The organism is Mycobacterium malmoense, from assembly GCF_019645855.1.
GTDB lineage: Bacteria > Actinomycetota > Actinomycetes > Mycobacteriales > Mycobacteriaceae > Mycobacterium > Mycobacterium malmoense.
The window spans coordinates 2,373,470-2,386,193 of the sequence record NZ_CP080999.1; the positions used below are offsets into that span (position 1 = coordinate 2,373,470).

General features: G+C 65.6%; 11 protein-coding genes and 2 pseudogenes. All 13 read left to right on the forward strand.

The features are described from left to right. Window positions 1-101 precede the first annotated feature (101 nt). The 13 genes and pseudogenes from trpC (at window position 102) to K3U93_RS11145 (ending at window position 12,535) form a co-directional block, all read left to right on the forward strand. Window positions 102-920 carry an indole-3-glycerol phosphate synthase TrpC gene (gene trpC / locus K3U93_RS11080; protein ID WP_071509491.1) on the forward strand — a complete coding sequence of 273 codons (819 nt, stop codon included), beginning with the start codon at window positions 102-104 and terminating at the stop codon, window positions 918-920. A 77-nt stretch (window positions 921-997) separates the two neighbouring features. Further along, window positions 998-2,260 carry a tryptophan synthase subunit beta gene (trpB, locus tag K3U93_RS11085; RefSeq protein ID WP_083011254.1) on the forward strand — a complete coding sequence of 421 codons (1,263 nt, stop codon included), beginning with the start codon at window positions 998-1,000 and terminating at the stop codon, window positions 2,258-2,260. Continuing rightward, window positions 2,257-3,072 carry a tryptophan synthase subunit alpha gene (trpA, locus tag K3U93_RS11090; protein ID WP_071509490.1) on the forward strand — a complete coding sequence of 272 codons (816 nt, stop codon included), beginning with the start codon at window positions 2,257-2,259 and terminating at the stop codon, window positions 3,070-3,072. The genes trpB and trpA overlap by 4 nt, the downstream gene beginning before the upstream one ends. Then, window positions 3,069-4,346: a prolipoprotein diacylglyceryl transferase gene (locus tag K3U93_RS11095; protein WP_083011222.1), complete on the forward strand. Its 1,278-nt coding sequence runs from the start codon at window positions 3,069-3,071 to the stop codon at window positions 4,344-4,346. The genes trpA and K3U93_RS11095 overlap by 4 nt, the downstream gene beginning before the upstream one ends. Before the next feature lie 183 nt (window positions 4,347-4,529). Next, a pseudogene (locus K3U93_RS11100) lies at window positions 4,530-5,948 on the forward strand (HNH endonuclease signature motif containing protein). Between the two features lie 80 nt (window positions 5,949-6,028). Continuing rightward, entirely contained in the window at window positions 6,029-6,382 is a 354-nt protein-coding gene (locus K3U93_RS11105; RefSeq protein WP_139797072.1) for a DUF2752 domain-containing protein, read from the forward strand. A 63-nt stretch (window positions 6,383-6,445) separates the two neighbouring features. Beyond that, entirely contained in the window at window positions 6,446-7,864 is a 1,419-nt protein-coding gene (gene pyk / locus K3U93_RS11110; RefSeq protein ID WP_083011220.1) for a pyruvate kinase, read from the forward strand. An 8-nt stretch (window positions 7,865-7,872) separates the two neighbouring features. Continuing rightward, on the forward strand, window positions 7,873-8,769 hold the full coding sequence (locus K3U93_RS11115; RefSeq protein ID WP_083011219.1) for an acyl-CoA thioesterase II: 897 nt from the start codon (window positions 7,873-7,875) through the stop codon (window positions 8,767-8,769). A gap of 146 nt (window positions 8,770-8,915) precedes the next feature. Beyond that, the gene (locus tag K3U93_RS11120; protein WP_083011252.1) at window positions 8,916-10,313 is read left to right on the forward strand and encodes a bifunctional lysylphosphatidylglycerol flippase/synthetase MprF; all 1,398 of its coding nucleotides are present in this window, start codon (window positions 8,916-8,918) and stop codon (window positions 10,311-10,313) included. Between the two features lie 154 nt (window positions 10,314-10,467). After that, window positions 10,468-10,782: pseudogene (locus K3U93_RS11130) on the forward strand (sodium-dependent bicarbonate transport family permease); the annotation flags it as partial. A gap of 450 nt (window positions 10,783-11,232) precedes the next feature. Next, a complete protein-coding gene (locus K3U93_RS11135; protein WP_338156889.1) occupies window positions 11,233-11,622 on the forward strand; it encodes a MarR family winged helix-turn-helix transcriptional regulator in 390 nt (129 codons plus the stop codon). Window positions 11,623-11,797: 175 nt separating this feature from the next. Next, on the forward strand, window positions 11,798-12,334 hold the full coding sequence (locus K3U93_RS11140; protein WP_176220010.1) for a DUF732 domain-containing protein: 537 nt from the start codon (window positions 11,798-11,800) through the stop codon (window positions 12,332-12,334). A gap of 21 nt (window positions 12,335-12,355) precedes the next feature. Further along, a complete protein-coding gene (locus K3U93_RS11145) occupies window positions 12,356-12,535 on the forward strand; it encodes a hypothetical protein (protein ID WP_071509484.1) in 180 nt (59 codons plus the stop codon). Window positions 12,536-12,724 lie beyond the last annotated feature (189 nt).

Consider the following 12,724-nt stretch of genomic DNA (forward strand, 5'->3'; position numbering starts at 1 on the left):
CGAGCTGACGGTCGCTACCCTTCATTGCATTCCCGAAACCGCCCGAGTGACGGTGGCGACAGCGGGATGGCAATGGGTTGGGAGTGGGAGGAACGACAGGCATGAGTCCGGCAACCGTGCTTGACTCCATCCTCGAGGGAGTCCGGGCCGACGTTGCCGCGCGCGAAGCGCTCATCAGCCTGTCCGAAATCAAAGCGGCCGCCGCCGCCGCACCGCCACCGCTGGACGTGATGGCCGCGTTACGCGAGCCCGGTATCGGCGTCATCGCCGAGGTCAAGCGCGCCAGTCCGTCGGCCGGTTCACTGGCGCCCATCGCCGACCCGGCAAAGCTGGCCCGAGCCTACGAAGACGGCGGTGCCCGGATCATCAGCGTCCTGACCGAGGAGAGGCGTTTCCAGGGCTCGCTCGACGACCTCGACGCGATCCGGGCCACGGTGTCGATTCCGGTGTTGCGCAAAGACTTTGTGGTGCAGCCTTATCAGATCCACGAGGCGCGTGCGCACGGCGCCGACATGCTGTTGCTCATCGTGGCCGCGCTGGACCAGTCGGCGTTGGTGTCCATGCTCGACCGCACCGAATCGCTTGGCATGACGGCGCTCGTCGAGGTGCACACCGAGCAGGAAGCCGATCGGGCGCTGAAGGCCGGCGCCAAGGTGATCGGCGTCAACGCCCGCGATCTCGCGACGCTGGAGGTGGACCGGGATTGCTTCGCGCGCATCGCTCCCGGGCTGCCCAGCAGCGTGATCAGGATCGCCGAGTCCGGTGTGCGTGGCACCGGAGACCTGCTGGCGTATGCCGGTGCGGGTGCCGACGCCGTGTTGGTCGGTGAAGGTTTGGTCAAAAGTGGTGACCCGCGTGCCGCGGTTGCCGACCTTGTCACCGCGGGCACCCATCCGTCCTGTCCGAAACCCGCTCGCTAGACATTGGAAAAGTCGCTGCGAAGCCCCGGCGCCGAAACGTTGAACCCGATGAGCCGTCCCCGCGTTGAGCAGTGGTGATGGTAGACCTAACCCGCCGGGAGCTTCCGCTTTCGAGCGAGGCCATCGCCGAACCCACCCGCCACGATCCCGACCCGGGTGGTCATTTCGGCGTTTATGGCGGTCGCTACGTCGCCGAGGCGCTGATGGCGGTGATCGAAGAAGTCACCGCCGCCTACGAGAAGGAACGCGTCAACCCGGATTTCTTGGACACGCTGGATAACTTGCAGGCCAACTATGCAGGCCGGCCGTCACCGCTGTATGAGGCGGCCCGGCTCGGTGAGCACGCGGGTGGCGCACGAATCTTCCTCAAACGAGAAGACTTGAACCACACCGGTTCTCACAAGATCAACAACGTGCTCGGCCAGGCGTTGCTGGCCAAGAGAATGGGCAAGACGCGGGTGATCGCCGAGACCGGCGCCGGTCAGCACGGCGTCGCCACCGCCACCGCATGCGCGCTGCTCGGACTGGACTGCGTGATTTATATGGGCGCCGTCGACACCGCGCGCCAGGCGCTCAACGTGGCACGGATGCGGCTGCTGGGCGCCGAGGTCGTCTCGGTCGACAGCGGTTCGCAAACGCTCAAGGACGCCATCAACGAGGCGTTCCGGGATTGGGTCACCAACGCCGACAACACGTACTACTGCTTCGGCACCGCGGCTGGACCCCATCCCTTTCCGACCATGGTGCGCGACTTTCAGCGCATCATCGGCCTGGAGACCCGCGTTCAGATCCAGGCTCAGGCGGGCCGGTTGCCCGACGCGGTCACCGCGTGCGTCGGCGGCGGATCCAACGCCATCGGGATCTTCCACGCGTTCCTCGATGACCCCGGCGTCCGGCTGGTCGGATTCGAGGCCGCCGGCGACGGCGTCGAAACCGGCAGGCATGCCGCGACATTTACCGGCGGTTCGCCCGGGGCCTTCCAGGGATCGTATTCCTACCTGCTGCAAGACGAGGACGGCCAGACCATCGAATCCCATTCGATCTCAGCGGGTTTGGACTATCCGGGGGTGGGTCCCGAACACGCGTGGCTCAGGGAAACCGGACGGGCCGAATACCGGCCCATCACCGACGCCGAGGCGATGGACGCGTTCCGACTGCTGTGCCGCACCGAAGGCATCATTCCGGCCATCGAATCCGCGCACGCGGTCGCCGGTGCCCTCAAGCTGGGTGTCGAACTGGGAAGGGGCGCGGTCATTGTGGTGAACCTGTCGGGCCGCGGCGACAAGGACGTCGAGACGGCCGCGAAGTGGTTCGGGCTCCTGGACCAGGGCAAGCAATGACGGTGGAGCAAAGCGAGGCCAGCAGGCTGGGTCCCACTTTCGATGCGTGCCGCGAGGACAATCGCGCGGCGCTGATCGGCTATCTGCCCACCGGTTACCCCGACGTGCCCATCTCCGTGGACGCGATGCTCGCCCTGGTCGAATCCGGTTGCGACATCATCGAAGTCGGAGTCCCGTATTCGGATCCGGGCATGGACGGCCCGACCATCGCCAGGGCGACCGAGGCCGCGCTGCGCGGGGGAGTACGGGTCCGGGACACGTTGGCCGCGGTCGAGGCGATCAGCCTGGCCGGCGGACGCGCCGTGGTGATGACCTACTGGAATCCGGTGCTGCACTACGGGGTTGACGCGTTCGCGCGGGACCTCGCGGCGGCCGGCGGGCACGGCCTGATCACTCCCGACCTCATCCCCGACGAAGCCGGGCAATGGTTGGCGGCATCCGAGGAGCATCGGTTGGATCGCATATTTCTTGTGGCGCCCTCGTCGACACCCCAGCGGTTGGCGACCACCGTCGAGGCATCGCGCGGGTTCGTCTACGCGGCATCGACAATGGGTGTGACCGGCGCGCGCGACGCGGTATCACGGGCCGCACCGGAATTGGTGCGCAGGGTGAAGGCGGTGTCCGACATACCCGTCGGCGTCGGCCTGGGAGTGCGGTCGCGAGAGCAGGCCGCGCAGATCGGCAGCTACGCCGATGGTGTCATCGTCGGATCCGCGCTGGTGTCGGCGCTGGGCGACGGTGGTTTGCCCGCATTGCGCTCATTGACAGAGGAATTGGCCACGGGCGTGCGGCAGAGGGTGGCCGCCTCATGACGAACTTGCTCGCCTATTTCCCCAGCCCGCCGCAAGGCGTATGGCACCTGGGGCCGTTGCCCATTCGCGCCTACGCGCTGTTCATCATCGCCGGCATCGTGGTCTGCCTGGTGATCGGCGACCGGCGCTGGGAGGCCCGCGGCGGCCAGCGCGGCGTCATCTACGACATCGCGCTGTGGGCCGTGCCGTTCGGACTGGTGGGCGGCAGGCTCTATCACCTGGCCACCGACTGGCGGACCTACTGGGGCCCGGGTGGCGCCGGGTTCGGTGCGGCGCTGCGGATCTGGGACGGCGGCTTGGGCATCTGGGGCGCGGTAGCCCTCGGCGGCGTCGGCGCGTGGATCGGCGTTCGGCGCCGCGGAATTCCGTTGCCCGCCTTCGCCGACGCGATCGCCCCGGGAATCGTCCTGGCGCAGGCCATCGGCCGGCTCGGCAACTATTTCAACCAGGAGCTCTACGGCCGGGAAACCACGATGCCGTGGGGCTTGGAGATCTTCTACCGTCGGGATCCGTCCGGCTACGTCGACCCGCATTCGCTCGACGGCGTCTCGACGGGGCAGGTCGCGTTCGTCGTGCAACCCACGTTCCTTTACGAATTGATTTGGAACGTCCTGGTTTTCGTCGCATTGATCTACCTGGACCGGAGGTTCAGGCTGGGCCACGGGCGGTTGTTCGCGCTCTACGTGGCCGGCTACTGCGTCGGGCGCTTCGGTGTCGAGCTGCTGCGCAACGACACCGCCACACACATTGCCGGGATCCGGATCAACGTGTTCACGTCGACCTTCGTGTTCATCGGCGCCGTGGTGTACATCATCCTGGCGCCGAAGGGCCGCGAGGCCCCCGAGAGCCTGCGCGGCAAAGGCCATGGTCCCGACGAATCGCCAGAATCCGAACCGGCGACCGTCGCGTCGGCCGCGGTTGACGGTGGGGAAAGCGGAGACAAGGCCGAAGCCGAAGTTCAGGAGGCGGAGGCCGAACCCGACGAGATCGAAGTGGCCAAGACCGAAGAACCAGAGCCCGAAGCCGGAGAACCGGATATCGCGGAGACGGAAGTCGCGGAGCCCGAAGCCGAAGAGCCCGAGGCTGATTCAGAGTCATCGGAGCCGGAAGACGCGGCTGAAAAGGCCGCGCAAGACGACGCGTCAAACGAATTAGACTCCGACGCGGGAGAGGCCGCTGAGGAGGCCTCCGCCGATGACGCGACGATATCGGACACCGGCGGCTCAACCCGGCGGCGATTCAGCTTTCGACCGAGGAGCCGAAGGGTCCGCTAGTAACCCGTCCAGCGTTGGGTTGTGGCGCGAAAGGTGCGCTTTTCACGCGACTGGTGGCGACTCTGTTGTCGACTGTCCTGGTGGCGGCCCACCCAGGCGGATGTTGTAATCCCTTGTGTCACTTTAGCTTCAGTGGTCACAGCGCGGTGATTCTTGTCGGTGGTCCTTCGTAGAGTCTGAGGCATGGGTTCGAGCACGCGCGAGGAGTTCCGGGAGGACTTCGACGTGCTGCGCGCGGCGGTGTCGCGCGTTGTCGAGCATTCCTATGACACGTTGACGACTCCCGAGCGGCTGGCGTTGCTGGAGCGCCTCGAACAGGAGACCCGCCGGCTGGGTGTGCCGGGTCAGCAATTGATCAATCAACTCGGCGCGCAGGCCGGTGACGAAGAGTTGGGCGGCACGCTGCGCTGCGCGCTGGCCGATCGGTTGCGGATCACCAAGGCCGAGGCCGGCCGGCGCATCGAGGAAGCCGAGGACCTCGACGAGCGTCGGGCGCTGACCGGTGAGCCGTTGGCGCCGCAACTGAGCACGACCGCGGCCGGCCAACGCCGGGGGCTCATCGGCGAGGGCCACATCAAGGTGATCCGCAGTTTTTTTCGCTCATCTGCCCGCCGAGGTTGACGTGTCTACCCGGGAGGCCGCCGAGGCCGACCTGGCCGACAAGGCCTGCGGCTATCGTCCCGATGAGTTGGCCAAATACGCCCGGCGGTCATGGACTGGCTTCATCCTGACGGGGAATTCAACGATGCCGAGCGGGCCCGCAAGCGTGGGATCACCATCGGCAAGCAACAATACGATGGCATGTCGCCGATCAACGGCTATCTGACCCCCGAGGCGCGGGCCACGATGGAGGCCGTGTTGGCCAAGCTGGCCGCCCCCGGAGCGTGCAACCCCGAGGATGACGCACCGGTCATCGATGCGACACCCGATGAGGAGGCGGTGCGCCGCGATGGCCGCTCCCAAGCTCAGCGCAACCATGACGGCCTGTTGGCCTGGCTGCGCGCCCTGCTGGCCTCCGGCGAGCTGGGCCAGCACAACGGGCTGCCCGTGTCGATCGTGGTGACTACCACACTGAAGGACCTGGAGGCCGCCGCGGGCAAGGCCCACACCGGGGGCGGCTCGCTGGTGCCCATGAGTGATGTGATCCGCATGGCCAGCCACGCCAATCACTATCTGGCGACCTTCGACAACGGCAGGCCGCTGGCGCTGTATCACACCAAACGATTCGCCTCCCCCGCACAGCGAATCATGTTGTACGCCAAGGACCGGGGGTGTACGAAGCCGGGCTGTGACGCACCGGCCTACCACAGCCAAGTCCACCACGTCCGAGGCCGCAGACCACCCGGCGCACCCATATCAACGACCTCGCACTGGCCTGCGGGCCCGATAACCGGCTCGCAGAACAGGGCTGGACCACCCGCACCAACGCCCGCGGCGAAACCGAATGGATCCCGCCACCCCACCTCGACGACGGACAACCACGAACCAACCCCTACTACCACCCCGAACGATTCCGACACGACGACGAAGATCCGTAGCCCGCAAGATTGCCAGACCGACCTTCGGTGGAAGCTTCGGCGATCTGGCATGCTGAAAACGTGACCGACCAGCCGTGGAATGGCGCCGCACCGCCGCAGCACGCCCCGCATCGTCATCGCCATTACACCGCGGCCGCCACCGGGGTGGTGCTCGCCGGGGCGCTCGGCTACGTCGGGCTCGTCGACCCGCACAACACCAATTCGGTGTATCCGCTGTGCCCGTTCAGGTGGCTCACCGGCTGGAATTGCCCCTTCTGCGGTGGGCTGCGGATGACCCACGACCTGCTGCACGGTGATCTGATGGCCAGCATCAACGACAATGTCTTCCTGCTAGTCGGTATCCCGATCGTGGCCGCGTGGGTGCTGATTCGCCGCCGCCACGGCGAGCCGGCGCTGCCGATACCAGCGGTGGTGACGATCACCATCGCGGCGATCGCGTGGACCGTGCTGCGTAATCTTCCTGGCTTTCCATTAGTTCCGACGATTCTCAGTGGGTAGCCGCATAGCGTCGAATCGGTTAAGTCGGGCTGGCGTGGCCCCGCGCGACTATGCTGGTGCGGCGTGAGTAGACGCGGGAAGATCGTCTGCACCCTTGGCCCTGCAACAAACTCCGACGAGCTGATTCTGGCGCTGGTAGAGGCCGGAATGGACGTCGCACGAATGAACTTCAGTCACGGCGATTACGCCGATCACAAAGCCGCCTACGAGCGGGTACGGTCCGCTTCCGATGCCACCGGCCGCGCGGTCGGTGTGCTCGCCGATTTGCAGGGCCCGAAGATCAGGCTGGGGCGCTTCGCCACGGGGCCCACGTTCTGGGCCGACGGTGAAACGGTTCGGATCACCGTCGCCGCCTGCGAAGGCAGCCACGACCGGGTGTCGACCACCTACAAGAGGTTGATCCAGGACGCCGCCGTCGGTGACCGGGTTCTGGTCGACGACGGCAAGGTCAGCCTGGTGGTCGACGGCATCGACGGCAACGACGTGATCTGCATTGTTACCGAAGGCGGCCCGGTCAGCAACAACAAGGGCATGTCGTTGCCCGGAATGAACGTGTCCGCTCCTGCCTTGTCGGACAAGGACATCGAGGATCTGACCTTCGCGCTGAACCTCGGCGTCGATCTGGTTGCCCTGTCGTTCGTGCGCTCGCCGTCCGACGTCGAGCTGGTGCACGAGGTGATGGACCGGATCGGGCGGCGGGTACCGGTGATTGCCAAGCTGGAGAAGCCCGAGGCCGTCGACAACCTGGAGGCGATCGTGCTGGCCTTTGACGCCATCATGGTGGCCCGCGGGGACCTCGGCGTCGAGCTGCCGCTGGAAGAGGTTCCGCTGGTTCAGAAGCGGGCCATCCAGATCGCCAGGGAGAACGCAAAACCCGTCATCGTGGCGACCCAGATGCTCGACTCGATGATCGAAAACTCGCGGCCGACACGAGCCGAGGCCTCCGACGTCGCCAACGCCGTGCTCGACGGCGCCGACGCGCTGATGCTGTCCGGGGAGACCTCGGTGGGTAAGCATCCGCTGGCGGCGGTCCGGACCATGTCGCGGATCGTGTGCGCCCTCGAGGAGAATTCCACGGCCGCCCCACCGCTGACGCATGTGCCGCGCACCAAACGCGGCGTGATCTCCTACGCCGCGCGCGACATCGGCGAGCGGCTCGACGCCAAGGCCCTGGTCGCGTTCACGCAATCCGGCGATACCGTGCGCCGACTGGCGCGTTTGCATACCCCGCTGCCGCTGCTCGCCTTCACCGCGTGGCCCGAGGTGCGCAGCCAGCTCGCCATGACCTGGGGCACCGAGACGTTCATCGTCCCGATGATGACGTCCACCGACGGCATGATCCGCCAGGTCGACAAGTCGCTGCTAGAACTCGGTCGCTACAAGCGCGGCGACCTGGTGGTCATCGTCGCTGGCGCGCCACCCGGCACAGTAGGCTCGACGAACCTGATCCACGTGCACCGGATCGGGGAGGACGACGTCTAGGAGAGCTTGTGCCGGCCGGCTGTGAGTCTCAGGAGCCGAAGCGGGATTTCGAGGAACTGCTGGCGATACTCGACCTCAACCGCGTCGCCAATGATCTGTTCATCGGAACCCATCCCAGCAAGAACCCGATGCGGACCTTCGGCGGGCAGCTCATGGCGCAGTCGTTCGTCGCGAGCAGCCGCACGCTGATCCGGGACAACCTGCCGCCCAGTGCGCTGTCGGTGCACTTCATCAACGGTGGCGACACCGCCAAGGACATCGAATTCCACGTGGTGCGGCTGCGCGATGAGCGTCGCTTTGCCAATCGGCGCGTCGACGCCGTGCAGGATGGCGTGCTGTTGTCCTCGGCGATGATCTCCTACATGTCGGGCGGTCGCGGCCTGGAACACGCCGTCGAGCCTCCGCAGGTGCCGCAGCCCCACACCCAGCCATCGATCGGCGAGTTGTTGCGGGGCTACGAGGAGACCGTCCCGCACTTCGTCAACGCGCTACAGCCCATCGAATGGCGCTATACCAACGACCCGGCCTGGGTAATGCGGGACAAAGGCGAGCGTCTGCCCCACAACCGGGTCTGGGTCAAGGCGCTGGGCGCGATGCCCGACGATCCGGTGCTGCACACGGCGACCATGGTGTACGCCTCGGATACCACCGTGTTGGACTCGGTCATCACCACCCACGGGCTGTCGTGGGGCTTCGACCGCATCTTCGCCGCGTCCGCCAACCATTCCGTATGGTTTCACCGGCAGGTCAACTTCGACGACTGGGTGTTGTATTCGACGTCGTCGCCGGTGGCCGCGGATTCGCGTGGGCTGGGCACCGGCCATTTCTTCGATCGCTCCGGGCAGCTGATCGCCACGGTGATGCAAGAGGGCGTGTTGAAATACTTTCCGCCGTCCCGCCGATAAATCGGTCGGCGGGATACCTGCAGGACAGCCGCCCGATTTCGGCACGGCAAGGCCGCGGACGGGCGTAAGTTCGACTCAGCCGGGTATTCGGTGCAGAGGCGGCCCATGGGCGGTCCAGCTGATGGTTAGCGCATCGGGAGGTGGGTGTGAGCGGGCCTTTTGTGGGGGTTGCGGCCAAGCCTCGTGTGCGTGAGCGTGTTGTCGTCTCGGTGGATTCGCTGGTGGCCCGGTTGATCGGGGCGTTGGCGTTGCTGTGCGCAACGTGTTGGTTGATCGAGGTCCTCGCTCGTCATCACAGCCAGCCGAACTGGCACTACGCCGATCGGTTGGCCTGGTCGCTGACGGTGCTGGCGGCGGTGGTGTTCCTCGCGCGCGGCATCTTTTTGGGCCGTCCGGTGACGGCCATGCATGCGGCGGTTGCGGCCTTGTTTGTGGTGGCGGGGCTGGGTTTGCACGTGTTGTCCTTCGACGTGCTGGGTGATCTGGTGATCGCAAGTTCGGGGCTGGTGTTGATGTGGCCGACCTCATCGCATCCCCGGCGCGGGGATCTGCCGCGGGTATGGGCGTTGATCAATGCCACCCGTGACGATCCGCTGGCGCCGTTTGCTATGCAGACCGGCAAGTGTTACCACTTCAGCGGCGACGGGACGGCGGCGCTGGCGTATCGGACCCGGTTGGGGTTTGCCGTGGTGGGTGGGGATCCGATCGGTGAGGAGGCGGCTTTTCCCGAGGTGGTGGCCGATTTCGCGGTGATGTGTCATGCGCGCGGTTGGCGGATCGCGGTGGTGGGGTGCAGCCAGCGGCGACTCGGGCTCTGGAGCGATCCGGCGGTGTTGGGGCAGTCGTTGCGGGCGGTGCCGATCGGGCGTGACGTGGTGGTCGAGGTGTCCGGGTTTGCGATGGTGGGACGCAAGTTCCGCAATCTGCGTCAGGCGGTGCAGCGCACGCACAACGCCGGGATCACGACCGAGATCGTGGCCGAGCAGGACCTCAACGACAAGCAGCTGGCCGAGCTCGCCGAGGTGGTGCGGGCCTCACCGAGCGGGGCGCGCACCGATCGGGGGTTTTACATGAACCTCGACGGGGTGTTGGAGGGCCGGTTTCCCGGGATTCAACTGATTATCGCGCGGGATACCGGTGGGCGGGTGTGGGGTTTTCACCGGTATGCCACCGCCGGTGGTGGTAGCGATATCAGTTTGGATGTGCCGTGGCGTCGCCGCGGGGCGCCCAACGGGATCGACGAGCGGCTTAGCGTGGATATGATCACGGCCGGCAAAGACGCTGGGGCGAAGCGGGTTTCGTTGTCGTTCGCGGCGTTCCCCGAGCTTTTCGACAACAAGGATCGTGGTTGGGTCCAACGGGTCTTTTACCGGTTGATCCATGTCCTGGACCCGTTGATCGCCCTGGAATCGCTATACCGCTACGTGCGCAAGTTCCACGCCCTCAACGCCCGGCGTTACGCGCTGATATCGATGACCCAGCTGGTTCCGTTGGTGTTCGTGTTGCTGACGCTGGAGTTCATGCCGCGCCGGCGACACCTCTGAGTGGCCCATGGCTCAAAAATTCCCCGACGTCGTCGTGTTCTCTGGTAGCCGGGTTACACCCCTGGGTGAACATGACCACCATCATCGCGATTCAACCCGAAATCGTTACCGGCATCCGTATTGTCGACGACACCCCCATGCGGTGACCCGCGAGCGCGACCTCCGCTCGGCAGGCGTCGGTTTCATCGCCTGCGGTTTCTTGATGCCGAATATGTTTGCCACACCGGGGATCAGCGTCGCCCACGGCTATGCCACCTCACCCACACCGAGTCCAAACCGGGAACCTATATCCTGTTCGCGCTACCGCGCGCCGCGGCGTCCTACATTGCCGTGCCAGCGGTGCGGCGGCTGGCCATCGACGAGGTGAGTCCAACCTTGCCGTTCGGCGCATCGCTGGGCCTGACGTTTTCCTACAACGTCACCATCCGGAATCCCCGTCCACATCGAGATCGCCAGCCTCTTCACCTGATCGAGCATTCGTAACCGAAGTAGCCACGCCGCCAAGGACATCCATGTTCTGCGCGCCCTACTCGGTTACGCCCACCTCGATTCGGTCCGGCGCTTGCCCCAGCACCTCGACCACCGGGCCAACCAGGCGTCCAGCTATCTGCAACGACCCGTTGCGGCAACAGGGTTGCCCACGGGTGAGCGGGGAAGTCGGACGATCTGTCCCTGTCACCGAACCGGCCCGGGACGCGCGCCGCCGGGGAGCGCGTTCAGCGGTCAGCTCATTAGCAACCTCAGTGGCGAGGCGCACCATGACCCTGCAGCATGTGCTGGGTTGAGGGAAGATATCGTCATGAGCCCCACACAACGCCGCCGCCCAGCCGCCGCCGGGGGGCCGTCGACGGACCAGATCGACGCGGTGTTGCGGGCGTCGCGGGCACTCGTGGGCATTGCTGCTGCATCCATTGCCGCTGTGGACGGCGACGTGACCGTACCGCAATTGCGGGTTTTGGTCATGGTCGCTACGGAAGGTCCGCTAAACCTGGCGGCCGTAGCCACCGGTTTAGGTGTCAATGCGTCGAATGCCAGCCGCATCTGCGATCGCCTCATTCGGGCTGGTTTGCTTGACCGCCGAGACTCACCACACGATCGACGCCACATCACGTTGCGCCTCACCGGCGCGGGGAAGCGACTGGTCGATAGGATGACGAAACATCGGCGTACCGCGATCATCCGGGTGCTGTGTGACATGGACCCCGGCGACCGCGAACTGCTGACGATGGGCCTCGACCGGTTTGCAACGGCGGCTGGCGAGCTAGGCCCCGACGACGTGGTCAGGCTGATCTGGCCTGGCGGCCAGTGACCGCTCTGTCTGAGACTTACTGACAAACCTCGTCGGCAGGCCCGTGTCAAGGTATACTTGCGGTTACGCAAACATTGCGTACCGCTAAATAAGTTGGGGAGGCGGCATGCGTCGCTCCATACTTCTAGGCTCCCGCGTGGCAGCTGGCGCCCTGTGCGTGGCTTCATCGGCCGTGATGGCCGCGCCGGTGAATGCCGATCCGAGCCCTTCCGATAGGAACACCGTTTACCTGCGCACACTGCAACTCTTCGGGCTGTACCTAAGCCGTGACGACGCTTTTGCCCAAGGAGTGGCTGTCTGTCTGGTCTCCGACGAGCCTGGCAAGACTCTCGCCGACGTCGTCACGCAGGTCGTGGCGATGCATCCGACGTGGACTCGCATCGACGCCCAGCACTTCGTCGGTGCCGCCGAGGAGCGGTACTGTCCGGGCAAGCTGCCAGGAGGAGCGCAACGTCCGGTCTGCGGCCCGGAAGAGACGCCCGCTGCCTCCTTCGGGGCGGTAGATCTTCGTGTTGGCAACGGTCGGCCACGAACCGACACAGCGCTCCGAGACTACGACATTGCTGGTGGACTAGTGGGTCGGCCGGTCGAGCCCGCACTTGATCCGACTGATCAACGACACGCTCGAACTGTGGAGCAGCCTGCCTTACTTCGAGATCCCCGCAGACCCAGCGCTGACCGGACGGCCGATCCGGTGGAAGCGATGTTCTGATGCGCCATGTGAGGTGTTGCGATGAGTGAACAACTGACCGCCGAGGTCAAGCAATTAGAAAACCGGTTGTGCGACCGGCTCAACGAGGCGCGTTACGCGCCTGTGGGTCTGCGAGACGGCGTGGCGATTGTAGACCTGCTCGCCAAAATAGCCGCCGAGCTAGAGGTCCTGGAAGGCAAGCCGGACGGACCGCTGGCTTGATAAGCCGCGAAGAACTGATTGCGGCAGCGTGTAACCGCTGCCCCGGCTGACCAGCGTGCTACCAGCCGCCATGTCGACGACACGCTCTACCGCGACGCGGAAAAAGCCTTTGGCACAGCGGGAGTCGCGGAGATCGCGATACTCGCCGGGACCTATCACGGCGGTTGTGGACTGCTCAACGTTTTCAAC